Origin of the sequence: Accumulibacter sp., assembly GCF_023806635.1 — a bacterium.
Taxonomy (GTDB): domain Bacteria; phylum Pseudomonadota; class Gammaproteobacteria; order Burkholderiales; family Rhodocyclaceae; genus Accumulibacter.
In genome coordinates this window covers 16,652-32,439 of sequence record NZ_JAMTDQ010000091.1, presented here as the reverse complement: position 1 = coordinate 32,439, position 15,788 = coordinate 16,652, and the positions used below count along the sequence as shown (strand labels likewise).

Sequence of the window (15,788 nt, the reverse complement as noted above, 5' to 3'; positions counted from 1 at the left end):
GCGTGCGCCATCGGACACGCCAATTCTACCGGCTAACGTCCACCACGGTGCCCAGTCTCTGGCCGACGAACGCGAACTCCGGCCGCCGGGGTGGTGCGCACCGGCGCGACAGCCGATTCGTGGGCGCCTGCCTGCACCTGTGTGGCAAAGAGCTGTATCCTGAAGTCTTTCGACGACTGCCGGGAGATATCATGACCGTGTGCCCGATTGCCATCGTTGCCGGCTGCAAGAGATGCCCGGCCTTCTCAATCTGCCCGCTGAAGACCGTGCTCGGTGATGCGCCGAAGCCGGGCGAAAAACCGGACGGGCAAGCGCCCGTCGAGAAGAAGTAGCCCTTGCCCTTGTCGTGCCCGGCCGTCACAGGGTCTGACCCGAGGCGGGCCGGAGCAGCTTCGCAACCCGCGGTCAGCATGCGCTGCTGCTGGGCGAGGCAGCCGATTGACTCGTGGCGACAAGGCCCGGATACTCGCGACGTTGCCGGCGAGATTCCGGTGACGCGAGGCAAGGGAAGCCGGTTCGCGCGGTAGTCACGCAGCCGTTTCGCAGCTACCGCCGTTTCACTCCTGACTGGGAGGTCTCTCCATGGGTCTGCGACTGAAATTCAATCTCGTGTTGCTCGCCGTCTTCCTTGCCGGCTTCTTCGTCACCGGCTATGTTTCCCGGACTCTGCTCGACCGGCACGCGCGCGAGCAGGTGCTTGGCGAGGCGCGCCTGCTGATGGAAGCGGCGTTGGCCGTGCGTGCCTATACGGTCGACCAGGTGCGGCCGCACCTCGTCGGGCAGATGGACAAGGTCTTCCTGCCGCAGACGGTGCCGGCTTTTGCCGCCACCGAGGCGCTGCAGCATCTGCGACGGAAGTACGCCAACTATGCCTACAAGGAAGCGACGCTCAATCCGACGAACCTGCGCGACCGGCCCGCCGACTGGGAAGCCGACCTGATCCACAGCTTCCGCAACCGTGCCGATCAGAAGGAGATCAGTGGTGAGCGCGACACGCCGACCGGCCGGCTGCTCTACGTCGCCCATCCGATCCGCATCGAATCGCCTGCCTGCCTGCAGTGCCACAGCACACCCGATGTCGCGCCGCCGTCGATGATCCGCATCTACGGCCCGGCCAATGGCTTCGGCTGGAAGCTCGATGAGGTGGTCGGGGCGCAGGTCGTTTCGGTCCCGATGTCCGTGCCACTGGAGAACGCTGCACAGGCTTTCCGCACGTTCATGGTTTCCCTGGCGGCGGTGTTCGCGGTCGTCTTCATCGTCCTCAACCTGCTTCTCTCCTGGCTGATCATAGGACCGGTGACGCGCCTGTCGGCTGCTGCCGACAAGGTCAGCACCGGCGATTTCGAACAACCGGAGTTTCCCGAGAGGGGCGGCGACGAGGTTGCCGTTCTGGCCAGCTCGTTCAACCGGATGCGTCGCAGTCTCGAGAAGGCGATGCAGATGATCGATGGCTGAGCGGGCGGGGCCCGGCGCGAGCAACGACGGTGCCGGCCAGGGGCAGCAGCCTCGCTCATCGCCGGCCGACAGCGACCTGCTGGCACTGCCGGCCGGCTCCGCCATGCACGAGTACCGGATCGATCGTGTTCTCGGCAGCGGCGGCTTCGGCATCACCTATCTGGCGCACGATACGCATCTCGACTGCCCGGTGGCGATCAAGGAGTATCTGCCGCGTGACACTGCCGGACGTGGGCCTGGCCTGTCGGTGCGTCCGCACTCGACTGCCGGGGCCAGCTCCTTCGCCTGGGGTCTCGATCGTTTCCTGCAGGAATGTCGGGCGCTCGCCAGCTTTCACCATCCCGGGATCGTGCGCGTACTGCGCTACTTCACCGCGAACGACACGGCCTACATGGTCATGGAATACGAAAGCGGAGAACCGCTCGACAGATGGCTGGCCAGTCGCGAGCCAGTCGATGCCGCCACTCTGCACCGCATCGTGCGGCCCTTGCTCGACGGGCTCGAAACGATCCACAACGCCGGCTTCCTGCATCGCGACATCAAGCCGCGCAACATCTACATGCGCGTCGACGGCTCACCGGTCCTGCTCGACTTCGGCTCGGCCCGCCGCCTTGGCACGCAGGGACAGCAGCAGCTGCTGACCGCGGTCGTGACGCCCGGTTTCGCACCGGCCGAGCAGTACCTGCCCGACGGCAAGCAGGGTCCGTGGAGCGACCTCTACTCGCTGGCCGGGGTGATGTACTGGCTGGTCACGGGTCACCTGCCGACCGAGAGCCTGGCGCGGCTGCGCGAGGATCCGATGCCCGCTGCGGCGGCGATCGGGCGGGCCGACGTCTACGGCAAGGCGATGCTGCGGGCCATCGATTGGGCGCTGACGCCCGACGAGAACCTGCGCCCGCGACGGGTGGCGGATTTCCGCCGCGCCTGCCTGCCGCCCGCCGGACAACCCGTGGCCGAAGCGGCCTGCTCGCCAGCCGTGCTGCCGACACCCGGCAGTTCCTTCACTGAAGGTTGCAGCTTCATCGGCGCGGTGCTCTTCAGCGACGTGTGCGCTGCGCCGACGCCAGCCGGGGCCGCCGCCGAGGCGGCGCACAAGGAGCACCGCCAACTCCTGGCGATGCTGGTCAGCCAGGCCGTCGCCGGTGTGCCGGCGAACAGCCGCCTGGCAGCGAACACCCGCGAGGGTTGTGCAGTCTGCTACGTCGGCGACCCCGAGGATGCCCTGCGCACCGCCAGCCGGCTCAGCGCGGCAGCGAGCGAACGCGGGCTGGGCCTGTACATCGGCATCAACCTCGGGCCGGTACGCGTCCAGCCCGATCCTGGGGGCCGCTCTCGCCTGCTCGGCGATGGCGTTGCCAGCGCGTTCCGCGTCATGCGTTTCGCCGAGCCCGGTCAGGTGCTGGTCAGCGCCGCCTACGTCGATCTGATTGCGCAGTTGCGCCGCCGCGCGGCGACCTGTTTCACCGCACTCGGCCAGCGGCGCGACCCGCAGGACCGGGTTCATGATCTCTACCTCTACGTCGGCACACCGGCCGCGCTCGCCTCACAGCCGATCACCGCCAACGCCGCCGCAACGACGGCGAGTGATCTGACGCCGGCCGTCATCGAGGAGGCCGAACGGGTATTGACGGCGTACATCGGACCGATGGCCCGCATCCTGGTGCGCAAGACGCTGCCGCGTGCCGGCGGGCGCCAGGATCTGCACCGCCTTCTGGCGGAAATGATCTCCGACCCGCCGGCCCGCTCGGCATTTCTCGCCGCGCTCACGCACCGGTTGCAGCAGCCAGCAGCGGGCGCGAAAGCGGACAGTCATCGTCCCGACTCGCCGTCGTCGGCGGCTGCGGCCGCGTCGCTGCCTGCCGCGACCGCCGGCAGTGCAGTCGGGAGTGGTCTCGCCGAGGCCGACTGCGAGCGCATCGGCCGGATACTGGCACGCCATATCGGCCCTCTGGCGAAGATTCTGTTGCGCCGTGAAGCCGCCAGTGCGGCCGACGTGGATTCGTTGTGCCGGGCGCTGGCCAGCCAGATCGACAGCGCCGAGCAGCGTGCGCACTTCCTCAGGGAGGTCGGCACCGGGCAGGGCTGATCGCCTGCGCCGTCCCCCTGAGAACAGTCACGAAACCACTGCCGTGGCGAGGAGCAGCGGTGCCGTCGGGCGCGACGCCGTGCGGTCTTCCGTGCCTGACCGGGCGGAACGAACTAGTGCAGCAGTCCGGCACGCAACAAGGAGTCGATCATGAGCTGTGTCAGTTCCGCGACCTGCCCAGCCTGCGCTCCCGAGGGCGGCGCGGTGGCACTGCCCGACCAGAAGACGGCACCGCTGGCGGCATCCACCATCGCTGCGCTGCAGACCATCCCCTGTGCCGCGGTCGGCCACCCGAGCGGAAAGGACAGGCCAAGACCGCCGGCGCTGAAACCACCGGTGCGGTAGCCGCTGCTGCCGCCAGCCATACCGATGCCCACCTGCGGCGCCGGGTTGACCACTGCCAGGTCATCCAGCGCCAGTTGCACGCTGGCCACGATCGGGGCTCCGACGTGTTCGGCGGCTGACCTGATCTCCTCGCTGCCGGCCATGCCATCGGCCGGGAAGTGCGGTATGGCGTAGCTCTGGATACCGGCCGCTCCCGCCCGCTGCAGTCGCATCGCCCACTGGTCCTCGCAGATGCGGCGCAGCGAAGGGTCACGGCTCTGGCAGACCACCAGCACCTGCTGGCCCTTGAGTACCGCACCGGCAGCCTTCGGGTCACGCCACTCGCTTTTCATCTGGGTCGTCGCGCAGCCGAAGAGCGTGAGGGTGACCAGGGCCGCTGCCCACGACATCACCCGGTCGTTCAGGGTCGCACGCATCGGCTCTCCTCTCGTTGTCTGTCGTGCCAGCCGTCATGATAGCCCCAACATCCCCGGTCACGGCACAACAAGTGGCGCTGCGGACCGAAGGGGGCGGCTCACATCAGGACGATGTCGTATTGCTCCTGCGAGTAGCTTGGTTCGGCCTGCAGCGAAATCGGCTTGCCGATGAAGTCGGAGAGCATCGCCAGCCCCTGCGATTCCTCGTCGAGGAAACGGTCGATCACCGCCTGGCTGCCGAGGACGCGATACTCGCGGGCGTTGAACTGGCGCGCCTCGCGCAGCAGTTCACGGAGGATCTCGTAGCAGACCGTGCGCGCCGTCCTGACTTCACCGCGCCCGCCGCAGGTCGGGCATTCCTCGCAGAGGACGTGCGCTAGCGACTCGCGGGTGCGCTTGCGCGTCATTTCGACCAGCCCCAGGGCGGTGAAACCGTTCACCGTCAGGCGGGTGTGGTCGCGCGCGAGTGCCTTGTTGAACTCGCTGAGAACCGCCGTACGATGCTCGTCATTCTCCATGTCGATGAAGTCGATGATGATGATGCCGCCCAGGTTGCGCAGGCGCAACTGGCGGGCGATCGTCTGCGCGGCCTCGAGGTTGGTCTTGAAGATGGTGTCGTCGAAGTTGCGGACGCCGACGAAACCACCGGTATTGACGTCGATGGTGGTCATCGCCTCGGTCTGGTCGATGATCAGGTAGCCGCCGGACTTCAGGTCGACCCGCCGTGCCAGTGCCCTCTGGATCTCGTCCTCGACCCCGTGCAGATCGAACAGTGGTCGCTCACCGACGTAGTGCTCGAGCAAGGGCGCCACCGTCGGCGTGTACTCGGCGGCAAAGGCGGTCAGGCGCTGGAAGTTCTCGCGCGAATCGATGACGATGCGCGCCGTCTCGGGGTTGACGAAGTCGCGCAATACACGTTGCGACAACGACAGCTCCTGATAGAGCAACGCCGGTGGTGCCGCCGTCGTCGACTGCGCCCGGATGTCGCGCCACAGCTTGCGCAGGTATTCGATGTCCTTCGCCAGTTCGGCCTCGCTCGCGCTCTCGGCCATCGTGCGGACGATGAAGCCGCCCGGCTCGTCGCCGGGCACCAGTCGGCCCAGCTTCTCGCGCAGCGCTTCGCGGTCGGCCTCGCGCTCGATCCGCTGTGAGATGCCGATGTGCCTGTCCTGCGGCAGATAGACCAACATCCGTCCGGCGAGCGACACCTGTGTCGACAGCCGCGCTCCCTTGCTGCCCATCGGATCCTTGATCACCTGCACGAGAATGCTCTGGCCTTCGCTGAGCAGTCGCTCGATCGGTCGCAGCGGCTCGTCGCCGCTGCGTGGCTCCCGGATGTCCGCAACATGGAGAAAGGCGGTCCGGCCAAGGCCGATGTCGATGAAGGCAGACTGCATGCCGGGCAGGATGCGGACGATCCGCCCCAGGTAGACGTTGCCGACGAAGCCACGACTGGCGCTCCGCTCGATGTGCAGTTCCTGGACCACACCCTGCAGCGTGACGGCAACGCGCGTTTCCTGTGGTGTGAAGTTGATCAGGATCTCTTCTGACATGACGGTTGTTCCACGCAAAGGGAGTGGGAACTGCGGTAACGGGAGTAAGATTTCGGCTGGCCGCATTCTACCCTGTCCGATCGCCCCGCCGAATGCCTCTTCCCCATGCCACCGGATCACCCGAGCTGCTTGCTCCTGCCGGCTCGCTGGCGATGCTGCGCACGGCGCTGGCCTACGGAGCCGATGCGGTGTACGCGGGCCAGCCGCGCTACAGCCTGCGGGTGCGCAACAACGACTTCGGTGATCTGCAGGCGCTCGCGCAGGGTGTGGCCGAGGTGCATGCCGCGCGCCGCAAGCTCTACGTCGTCAGCAACATCCTGCCGCACAATGCCAAGCTGCGGACCTACCTGGCGGACATGCAGCCGGTCATCGCCATACGGCCGGACGCGCTGATCATGGCCGACCCCGGGCTGATCGACCTGGTTCGCGAAAGCTGGCCCGAGATGCCGGTGCACCTCTCGGTCCAGGCCAACACGCTCAACTTCGCTGCCGTGCGCTTCTGGCAGAGGCTGGGCATCGCGCGCATCATCCTGTCGCGCGAACTCTCGCTGCAGGAGATCGAGGAGATCCGGCAGCAATGTCCCGATGTCGAACTCGAGGTCTTCGTGCATGGCGCCCTCTGCGTCGCCTATTCAGGGCGCTGCCTGCTCTCCGGCTATTTCAACCACCGTGACCCGAATCAGGGCACCTGCACCAACTCGTGCCGCTGGCAGTACCGCCTGCACGCCGCCGGGCGCGATGCCACGGGCGATCTGCAGGCCCGGCCCGGCCAGGTCGTGCGGGACCGCACTGCGGCCTGGTTGCTGGAAGAGAGGGAGCGTCCCGGCGAGTTGATGCCGATCGAGGAGGACGAACACGGTACCTACATCATGAACTCGAAGGACTTGCGGGCTGTCGAGTACGTCGGGCGGCTGCTGGAGATCGGTGTCGACTCGCTGAAGATCGAGGGGCGCACCAAGTCTCCCTATTATGTGGCGCGCAGCACGCAGGTCTATCGTCGCGCCATCGACGATGCTGCCGCCGGCAGGCCATTCGACCCCGCCCTGCTCGGCGAACTCGACGGTCTTGCCAATCGCGGCTATACAGCCGGTTTCCTGCAACGGCATCGTGCGCACGACATGCAGAACTACCTGCGTGGGCATTCGGAGTCCGGGCGCAGTCTCTACGTTGGCGACCTGTTGACCTGGGATCCTGTCGCGCAGCGCGCGTTGATCGAGGTGAGGAACCGCTTCTCGGTGGGCGATCACCTCGAGGTCATCCATCCCTCGGGTAACCGGAGGCTGACCCTGCAGTGCATGCATGACCTGGCGGGAGCCGAGATCGGCGTGGCGCCCGGCAATGGGCATCGCGTCTGGATTCCCTGGCCGTCCGATCTGCCGGGTGCCTTGCTGGCGCGTCTTCTGTGACTGGGTGCAGAATCCGGGCAGCGATCTTGACAAGACATGATGCCGCGTGCGGGCCAGCGGACGCCGCGGATGCCGCAGTTGGTGGGTGAAGTGGGGAGTGGGCGAGTGGACAGGAAACAGGATCGGCTGCGCAGCCGCTTGACCGAAAGCCGTTGAGGCGGGCCGAAGCATGAATCAACCGCACCTCTTCGTCGACATCTCGGCGCACGGCTTCGGTCATCTGGCGCAGGCGGCACCGGTGATCAACGCTCTGACCAAGCGCGCGCCAGACCTGCGGCTGACCGTCCGCAGCGGGTTGCCGCTGGCGAAGCTGCGTGAGCGCCTGTGTTGCACCTTCGACCATCTCGCAGCGCGCAGCGATTTCGGCTACGTGATGCTCGACGCCATGCGCGTCGACCTGGCGGCAACGGCGCAGGCCTACCGTCGGCAGCACGCCGATTGGGACCGACTGGTAACCCAGGAAGCGCGCTTCCTCGCCGGCCTGCAGCCGACCCTGGTGCTCAGCGATGTCGCCTATCTGCCGTTGGCGGGCGCCGCCCGGGCCGGCATCCCGTCGGTGGCACTGTGCTCACTCAACTGGGCCGAACTGTTCGCCCATTTCTTCTCGGCCGCCGACTGGGCGCCACGGATTCACCAGCAGATGCTGGCCGCCTACGACAGCGCCGAATTCTTCCTGCGCCTGACTCCCGGAATGCCGATGACGGACCTTGCGCGGCGGCGAAGCATCGGCCCGGTGGCGGCCCTCGGCGTCGACCGCCGGCAGGCGCTGAGCCGCCAACTCGCCAGTCACCCCGGGGAGCGGCTGGTGCTGATCGCTTTTGGCGGCATCGACACGCAATTGCCGGTCGCGCAATGGCCAAGGGCGAGCGGCATCCGCTGGCTGGTGCCGCAGGGTTGGCGGCTGCGACAGGCCAACACGACCGACTTCGAGTCGCTCGAACTGCCGATGATCGATCTCCTGCGCTCGGTCGATGCCGTCATCGCCAAACCCGGGTATGGCACCTTCGCCGAAGCGGCGTGCAACGGGACGCCGCTGCTCTACGTGCGGCGGCAGGAATGGCCGGAGCAGGACTACCTGATCGAATGGCTGCACACGCATGCCACCTGCGCCGAGATCGGCGAGGCTGAACTCCGCGCGGGGCGCCTGCAGGCGCCCCTTGGCGAGCTGTGGCGGCTGCCGCAGCCAAGGCCTCCCCGGCCGACGGGCGCCGACGAAGCCGCCGCTGCCCTCCTGCCCTGGCTGGCGCCCGTCGCGCCGGCGCTCGGCGATCCGCCATCAGTCCCATGAGCCAGGACTCGTCGTGCGGTCCGCAGCGCCGTCGCCTGCAGGTGGTGGCGGGCATCTGTGTCCTCGGCGCCGGTCTTGGCATCGGTCGCTACCTGTCCGAACGACCGCGGCCGCCGGCGGGCTGGCCGCTCCGTGCCGACTTCTCCGACCTGCTGCCAGGCAAGCTGCGCGTGCTCGACTGGCAGGGACGGACGCTGTGGATTCTCAGGCGCACTGCCGACGAGGTGGCGGCACTGGCGAGGGACGAGACGCTGCTGCTCGATTCCGGCTCCGAGCATTCGTTGCAGCCCGAGAACTGTCGCAACCGTCATCGGTCGCTACGACCGGACGTCCTGGTTGCCATCGGCCAATGCACGCACCAGGCTTGTACGCCACAATTGCGCCGTGTCGCCGGCCATGGCACGGACTTTCTGTGCCCATGCCACAGCTCGAGGTTCGACCTCGCCGGTCGCGTCTACCGCGGCGGACCGGCGACCGCCAACCTCGTGATTCCGGTCCATCGCCTGCAGGGCGAGAATCAGCTCGTGGTTGGCGAAGCCTAGCCCTACCCCGAGACCTTCACTGGAGAACCCCGTGCCCGACCACTTGCCGACCACGCCAGCCCGCAACGCCATGATGGATGGCGAGCACCGCATCCAGCTGGAGCTGATCGCCGCCCTCTGTGACGCGGTCGATGCGCGCGCCGCCAACGAGGAGATCGACCTCATCCTCGAGCGGCTGCTCGACTTCAGCAAGGCGCATTTCCTTTCCGAGGAGCTGTTGATGCGGCTCGACAGTCATGAGGGCTTCGACGACCATGTCGCCGACCATGCCGAGATGCTGGACGAGCTCGTGGCGATGCGCGACACCCACCGGGTCGGTGGTACGGCACTGCTGCCGGGACACGCCGGCAAGCTCCTGGCCTTCCTCGTCCGCCACATCGAGACGCGGGATGCGTGCTATGCCGGTGCGCCACGGATCTGATCGTGCCGGCGCTACCGGACGACTGCTGATGACCCGAACCGCCGCTACCGGTTGCCCGAGCCCGTCGCCAAAGGATGTTCGGTCTTCGCGACCTTCGCCGCAGAAAGGGAATCGACCATCACCGGAAGGAGACGGGATGTCCGCGGAGCTCGTTGCGCGAAGGGGCGTGCCAGAGTGCCGGAAAGACTGACGGGCGGTGCGCGGCCGTTCCGCGCCCCAGGGGGCGACAGCGGTACGGCGGCAGCGGCGGGAACACAGCGCGTACCGCAGCACCCGGCTGGTTGCCAGGACGAAGCCCGGGCGCACATTCGACCCGGACCTCGGCAGCGGCGGCAGGCGGGTCGGCGCCGGTTGCATGACTGGCGTGCCGTCTCGTCGCGTTGGGCGAGCGAAATTCGACTATCATCGTCCGACACCGTTGCCGACCAGGACGCCACGATGACCGACGTCACCAGAACTGACCGCAGCCCGTGGACTGTCTTGCTGATTTTTCTCCGACTGGGACTGAGCTCCTTCGGCGGACCGATTGCACACCTGGGCTACTTCCACGATGAGTTCGTCACGCGACGGCAGTGGCTGAGCGAGCGCAGCTATGCGGATCTGGTCGCGCTCTGCCAGTTTCTGCCGGGGCCGGCGAGCAGCCAGGTCGGCATCGCGCTCGGCCTCTCGCGCGCCGGCCATGCCGGTGCCGTGGCCGCCTGGCTGGGTTTCACGCTGCCGTCGGCCATACTCTTGATCCTGTTTGCGCTGGGCATCACCAGTTACCGCGATGCGCTTCCATCCGGTGCGCTGCACGGTCTCAAGGTGGTGGCGGTGGCGGTCGTCGCGCAGGCCGTCTGGGGGATGGCCCGCACGCTCTGTCCGGACGTGCCGCGCGTCACGATCATGGCGGCGGCGACCTGCCTCGTGCTGCTGGTACCGTCCGCCTGGGGGCAGGTCGGAGTGATCGGCGCGGCGGCGGTCGCTGGCCTGCTGCTCTTCACGCCCGGGGCGGGGGCTCCGCACGAGCCGCTGCCGATCGCCGTGCGGCATGGCGTGGCCCTGTTCTGGCTGGTGCTGTTCTTCGTCCTGCTGTTCGGCCTGCCGTTGTTGAGCACGCTGTTCCCGAACCAGACGCTGGCGATGGTGAATGCCTTCTACCTCTCCGGGTCGCTGGTCTTTGGTGGCGGGCACGTCGTCCTGCCGCTGCTGCAGGCCGAGGTCGTGCCTTCCGGCTGGGTGAGCAATGACGCGTTTCTCGCCGGGTACGGGGCCGCGCAGGCCGTTCCGGGACCCCTGTTCACCTTTGCGGCGTTCCTCGGCGCGACAATGAACCAGGCGCCTTCCGGCTGGCTGGGCGGCTTCATCTGCCTGCTGGCGATCTTCGCGCCATCGTTCCTGCTGGTCGTCGGTGCGCTGCCGTTCTGGGAGCGTCTGCGTCGCAACGGCCGCACGCAGGCGGCGCTGTCGGGCGTCAATGCAGCGGTGGTCGGACTGCTGCTGGCAGCGCTCTATCAGCCGGTGTGGACGAGCGCGATCGACGCGCCGCAGCATTTCGGCCTGGCGCTCGTGGCGCTGGTTGCGCTGATGGTCTGGAAGCTGCCGCCGTGGCTGGTGGTGCTCGGCGGCGGTGTTGCCGGCTGGCTGCTGGGCACGCTTGCGTGAGGGGGCAAAATGACCCGGAATGACCAGCAAGGAGCTCGGCGGCGGCCCGGATCTGCCATCGCCGCACCCATGCAGACCATCATTGCCGTATCCGGATTGTGCAAGACCTACGCCTCGGGCTTCCAGGCGCTGAAGAGCGTCAGTCTGGACATCCACCAGGGAGAGATTTTCGCCCTGCTCGGCCCCAACGGCGCTGGCAAGACGACGTTGATCAGCATCATCTGCGGCATCGTCCAGGCGACTTCCGGGAGCGTGCGGGTGGGCGGTCACGACATCGTTGCCGGCTACCGTGCGGCCCGCTCGTTGATCGGGCTGGTGCCGCAGGAACTCACCACCGATGCCTTCGAATCGGTCTGGGCGACGGTGTCGTTCAGCCGCGGGCTGTTCGGCAGGCGCGAGAGCCCGCAGTACCTCGAGAAGCTGCTGCGCGATCTCTCGCTGTGGGAGCGCAGGGAAAGCCGCATCCGCACCCTCTCCGGCGGCATGAAGCGCCGCCTGCTGATCGCCAAGGCGCTGTCGCACGAACCGCAGGTCCTCTTCCTCGACGAACCGACCGCCGGCGTCGACGTCAACCTGCGGCGAGACATGTGGCAACTGGTGCGCACGCTGCAGGCCAGCGGCGTTACCATCATCCTCACCACGCATTACATCGACGAGGCCGAGGAGATGGCGGACCGCATCGGCGTCATCAGCAAGGGCGAACTGATCCTCGTCGAGGAGAAGGCCGAACTGATGCGCCAGCTCGGCAGGAAGCGGCTGACGCTGCAACTGCAGCAGCCGCTGCCGGCAATTCCGCCAGCGCTGGCCGCGCATCGGCTCGAGCGGTCGCACGATGGCAGCGAGATCACCTATACCTACGATACGCAGGGGGAGGGTGGCGGCATCCTCGCGCTGCTCGAGGACCTGAGTGCGGCCGGCATCGCCTTCCGCGACCTGCAGACGACGCAGAGTTCGCTCGAGGAGATCTTCGTCGATCTGGTGAAGGACGAACGATGAACCTGCCGGCGATGCGGGCGATCTACCTCTTCGAGATGGCGCGGACCCGCCGCACGCTGCTGCAGAGCATCGTCTCGCCGGTGATATCGACCTCGCTCTACTTCGTCGTCTTCGGCGCCGCCATCGGCTCGCGCATCGACGAGATCGACGGTGTCAGCTACGGCGCCTTCATCGTTCCCGGCCTGATCATGCTGTCGGTTCTGACGCAGAGCGTTGCCAACGCTTCCTTCGGCATCTTCTTTCCGCGCTTCACGGGAACGATCTACGAGCTGCTCTCGGCGCCACTCTCCTATCTCGAGATCGCCGCCAGCTATGTCGGCGCAGCAGCTACGAAGTCGATCATCCTCGGCCTGATCATCCTTGCCACGGCCGCGCTGTTCGTGCCGCTGCGCATCGAGCATCCGCTCTGGATGCTGCTCTTCCTGCTGCTGACGGCACTGAGCTTCAGCCTGCTGGGCTTCATCATCGGCATCTGGGCTGACAACTTCGAGAAGCTGCAGCTCGTGCCGATGCTGGTCATCACGCCACTGACCTTCCTCGGCGGCAGTTTCTACTCGATCAGCATGCTGCCGCCCATCTGGCAGACGGTCAGCCTGTTCAACCCGGTCGTCTACCTCGTTAGCGGCTTTCGCTGGAGTTTCCATGGCGTCGCCGACGTCAGTGTTGCCGTCAGCCTGGCGATGACACTTGCCTTCCTGGCGATCTTCCTCGCCATCGTTTCCTGGATCTTCAGGACCGGATATCGCCTCAGGAGCTAGTCGAAAAGAAGCTGTACAAATGTACAGTCTTGCGCTATTCTTCGTCCCGCTGTCGCTGGTTGTGATCCATTCATCACGACAAAGGAGGAAGAGAGCGTGAATACCATCCAGAAATGGTTCGAGCAGGTTGCTGGCGTGACCCGCAACGAGCGTGCCCGCTGGGCGCTGGCGCAGCAGGTCTATGGCGCGCGCGGACTCGATGTCGCCGCCTTGCAGAAGCCGGCATGCTGGCGGCGAAAGGCGAGCGCCTGCCGTGCCGCCGAGGGCCGCTGAGGAAGCGCTGGTGTCTGCTCGCCCGGGCTTCGATGGTCCGCCGAGCGTTGTCGATTGAGGGCACGCTCGTTCCGGGGTGAGGCAGCGACGAGCAAGGCCCGACCGGTGGGAGTTCTTTCGCCGGTGGCACGCACGCGCTCACCTTTCGCCGTATCGCGACGGAATGGCGCGCTCGCTCCATTTCCGCCGGAGGGCGCAAGGTAGCACTCGGCTCGGCACTGAACAGGCCGACTTCCAGTCTCCCGCATCCAGTTGCCGTCGTATCAGAAGGTGCCAGCGGCCGTCGCCACGAGCGGCGGCTCTGCCCTATACTGCGACAGCTTTGCAACTCGACGTCAAGGACACCGTACCATGCCACCGGTAAAGACCAGGGCCGCCAGCCAGCAGCCGCGTGCGGGCCGCAGCCAGGCGGCCAAGATCGCGGTGCAGCAGACCACGGCGCGCGTACGGGAGATGCATCAGGAAATCGCCAGCAAGCCGTTCTCTGTCCTGCGGCGCGTTCCCTTCCTCGCTGGCCCGACGAAGCTCGTACAGATCGCGCACGACAAGATCCTCGCCGGCGTTTACCAGGCGATCCACGACGGCAGCGGAGTCGTGTTTGACGCCGCTGCCATTCTCGAGGAACGGCGAGTGCAGCGGCAGCCGTCCGGCGAAGCGCCGCGTCGACTCGCCACGCGCATGGATGCTGCCCTGAACGGGATCTTTGGCGATCATCTCGCCGCCACCGAGAACCGCCTGGCGATCGTCATGACTCTGCACCACGAGGGTCTCGCCCTCGCGCCCGGCAGCCCTTCGTTTCCGGCCCTCGGCCGGCGCCTGTGCGTCTTCGTGCACGGCCTTGCCTGCGACGAATCGTCGTGGCAACCACCCCCGGGAGACTCGGACGTCACGAAGACAGTCGATTTCGGGCAGCAACTGCGGGCCGACCTGGGCTACACCCCGCTCTACCTGCGCTACAACAGCGGCTTGCCGATCAGCCGCAACGGCGGCGAACTGGCTGCCCTGCTCGAGCAACTAATCAACACGTCGCCGAAAGGGGACAGCGAACTGGTCATCATCGGCCACAGCATGGGCGGCCTGGTGGCGATGGCGGCCTGCCAGCAGGCCGCAGCCGCTGGCATGCGCTGGCCGCTGGCCACCCGCATGCTGATCTGCCTCGGCGCACCACAGCTCGGCTCGCCCCTCGAGCGCCTGGGCCACCTGATCACCTCAGCCCTGCAGGTATCGACGGTGACGCAACCGATCGCCCGCATCGCCACTGCGCGCAGCCAGGGCATCCAGGATCTGCGACATGGCCCAGGCGCTGCGCGGGCGCATCCGGCAGCCGCTCACATCGCCTATCGCTTTCTCGGCGGCAGCCTGGCCGAAGACGTCGAACAGCGTTTTGGCCGCTTGCTGGGCGACGGACTGGTCACGCTCGGCAGCGCTACCGCCCCGGCGGATGCAAGCGACGTGCAGACGGCGACGCTGGGCAGGCTTGGCCACATGGAACTGCTGACCGATGTTCGCGTCTATCGCCAGATCGGAGAATGGGTTGCCGCTCTGGAGAAACCGGAACGGGCCGCTGCCAGTGGCAGGAACGTCGTGCAGGACGTGGTCACGCCCAAGCCGCGGAACAAGGCGCCGATGCGCGAATGACGGCGCCTTTCGGGTGGATGGGCGAGCGCAGTGCGGGTTGCGTGCAGCATGCCGCGCAACGCCACGATCAGCCGGCCGGAGCGGCCGAGTCGCAAGGCATATGGGCCGCGCGGCCGGTCCGCTCACAACTCGATCCGTGGTGCGCGCCCGATCGCATCGTGCGACCACGCGCGACGGCGTTGCGTGACGCGGCGCGCTCGCTGGCCGGCGAGCGGCGCCACGCAGCGCGCACTACTCCTCGATCGGCACCGCCTTGAAGGCCTCGCTTGCCTCGAGTCGCGCGACGAGGCGCTCGAGCGCCGGATAGGCGCCTGCCGGCCATTCGTGCGGCAGCACGTGGCGGATGAAGCCGATTCCGGCGACCGTCGAGATGTCGGCCTGCGTCAGGCGGCCGGCGAACAGGAAGTCGCCGTCAAGGCGCTCCTCGAGCATCGTGAAGGCCTGCCGCATCTGTTCGCGCAGGCGACTCGTCCACTCGGCCCACTGCTGGTCGGCCGGGCGCTTGCGTTCGTACTCGATGGCCACCGCCTTTTCCGTACCGAGCATCGCCAGCGCCATCAACTGCTGGACCTGGCGGCGATCGGCGCCGCTGCGCGGTGTCAGCGGGGTGACGTGGCGTTCGACGGCGAGTTCATCGAGGTAGTCGAGCATGTAGGCGCTCTCGTACAGCCTGTCGCCGTTGGGCAGCGTCAGCATCGGCACCTTGAACAGCGGATTGAGCGGTCGCATCGCGTCCATATGGCGAAAGACCGAGAGCGATAGATGCTCGAAGGGGATCCCGTAATGCTTCATGCTCACCGCCACCCGGCGCACGAAAGGCGAATCGTAGAGGCCGAGCAACTGATGCTGCCCGCTGTTCGTCGTTTGCGTCATCTTCAGTCTCCAATCGAAGTGGGGTCTGCTGCCCGCCGGCTGCGACAGGAGCAGGGAATGGCCGTGAATTCGCTGCGCGGCCGCGCCGGCCGAC

The 15,788-nt window shown here is 67.1% G+C and carries 15 protein-coding genes; 12 read left to right on the top strand and 3 right to left on the bottom strand.

The genetic code is table 11. The features are described from left to right. Positions 1-119 precede the first annotated feature (119 nt). The 3 genes from NFW30_RS16075 (at position 120) to NFW30_RS16065 (ending at position 3,541) form a co-directional block, all read left to right on the top strand. Entirely contained in the window at positions 120-332 is a 213-nt protein-coding gene (locus NFW30_RS16075) for a hypothetical protein (protein ID WP_295357718.1), read from the top strand. Positions 333-582: 250 nt separating this feature from the next. Beyond that, positions 583-1,455, top strand: coding sequence for a DUF3365 domain-containing protein (locus NFW30_RS16070; protein ID WP_295357721.1), 873 nt, complete (start codon positions 583-585; stop codon positions 1,453-1,455). Continuing rightward, positions 1,448-3,541: a protein kinase gene (locus NFW30_RS16065; protein WP_295357724.1), complete on the top strand. Its 2,094-nt coding sequence runs from the start codon at positions 1,448-1,450 to the stop codon at positions 3,539-3,541. The genes NFW30_RS16070 and NFW30_RS16065 overlap by 8 nt, the downstream gene beginning before the upstream one ends. 113 nt (positions 3,542-3,654) lie before the next feature. Here the strand turns inward: NFW30_RS16065 and NFW30_RS16060 are convergent, their stop codons facing one another. Together NFW30_RS16060 and rng are read right to left on the bottom strand one after the other, a co-directional pair. Then, positions 3,655-4,302 carry a hypothetical protein gene (locus NFW30_RS16060; protein ID WP_295357727.1) on the bottom strand — a complete coding sequence of 216 codons (648 nt, stop codon included), beginning with the start codon at positions 4,300-4,302 and terminating at the stop codon, positions 3,655-3,657. Positions 4,303-4,400: 98 nt separating this feature from the next. Continuing rightward, on the bottom strand, positions 4,401-5,855 hold the full coding sequence (gene rng, locus NFW30_RS16055) for a ribonuclease G (protein ID WP_295357730.1): 1,455 nt from the start codon (positions 5,853-5,855) through the stop codon (positions 4,401-4,403). A gap of 92 nt (positions 5,856-5,947) precedes the next feature. On the opposite strand from rng, the gene yegQ reads away from it, so the two are divergent. The 9 genes from yegQ (at position 5,948) to NFW30_RS16010 (ending at position 14,821) form a co-directional block, all read left to right on the top strand. Then, a complete protein-coding gene (gene yegQ / locus NFW30_RS16050) occupies positions 5,948-7,261 on the top strand; it encodes a tRNA 5-hydroxyuridine modification protein YegQ (protein ID WP_295357734.1) in 1,314 nt (437 codons plus the stop codon). 169 nt (positions 7,262-7,430) lie between these two features. Continuing rightward, complete coding sequence (locus NFW30_RS16045) at positions 7,431-8,549, top strand: hypothetical protein (RefSeq protein WP_295357737.1); 1,119 nt, start codon at positions 7,431-7,433, stop codon at positions 8,547-8,549. Then, positions 8,546-9,091 carry a ubiquinol-cytochrome c reductase iron-sulfur subunit gene (gene petA, locus NFW30_RS16040; protein WP_295357739.1) on the top strand — a complete coding sequence of 182 codons (546 nt, stop codon included), beginning with the start codon at positions 8,546-8,548 and terminating at the stop codon, positions 9,089-9,091. Before NFW30_RS16045 ends, petA begins: the two co-directional genes overlap by 4 nt. A 31-nt stretch (positions 9,092-9,122) precedes the next feature. Continuing rightward, positions 9,123-9,512: a hemerythrin family protein gene (locus tag NFW30_RS16035; protein WP_295357742.1), complete on the top strand. Its 390-nt coding sequence runs from the start codon at positions 9,123-9,125 to the stop codon at positions 9,510-9,512. 438 nt (positions 9,513-9,950) lie between these two features. Continuing rightward, entirely contained in the window at positions 9,951-11,156 is a 1,206-nt protein-coding gene (chrA, locus tag NFW30_RS16030; RefSeq protein WP_295357745.1) for a chromate efflux transporter, read from the top strand. A gap of 69 nt (positions 11,157-11,225) precedes the next feature. Continuing rightward, entirely contained in the window at positions 11,226-12,152 is a 927-nt protein-coding gene (locus tag NFW30_RS16025) for an ABC transporter ATP-binding protein (RefSeq protein WP_295357748.1), read from the top strand. Next, the gene (locus tag NFW30_RS16020) at positions 12,149-12,910 is read left to right on the top strand and encodes an ABC transporter permease (protein ID WP_295357751.1); all 762 of its coding nucleotides are present in this window, start codon (positions 12,149-12,151) and stop codon (positions 12,908-12,910) included. Before NFW30_RS16025 ends, NFW30_RS16020 begins: the two co-directional genes overlap by 4 nt. 96 nt (positions 12,911-13,006) lie before the next feature. Then, complete coding sequence (locus NFW30_RS16015) at positions 13,007-13,183, top strand: hypothetical protein (RefSeq protein ID WP_295357753.1); 177 nt, start codon at positions 13,007-13,009, stop codon at positions 13,181-13,183. A gap of 351 nt (positions 13,184-13,534) precedes the next feature. Next, positions 13,535-14,821, top strand: coding sequence for an alpha/beta fold hydrolase (locus tag NFW30_RS16010; RefSeq protein WP_295357756.1), 1,287 nt, complete (start codon positions 13,535-13,537; stop codon positions 14,819-14,821). 231 nt (positions 14,822-15,052) lie between these two features. Here NFW30_RS16010 and NFW30_RS16005 read toward each other — a convergent pair whose 3' ends face one another. Then, on the bottom strand, positions 15,053-15,694 hold the full coding sequence (locus NFW30_RS16005; RefSeq protein WP_295357759.1) for a glutathione S-transferase family protein: 642 nt from the start codon (positions 15,692-15,694) through the stop codon (positions 15,053-15,055). Positions 15,695-15,788: the final 94 nt, after the last annotated feature.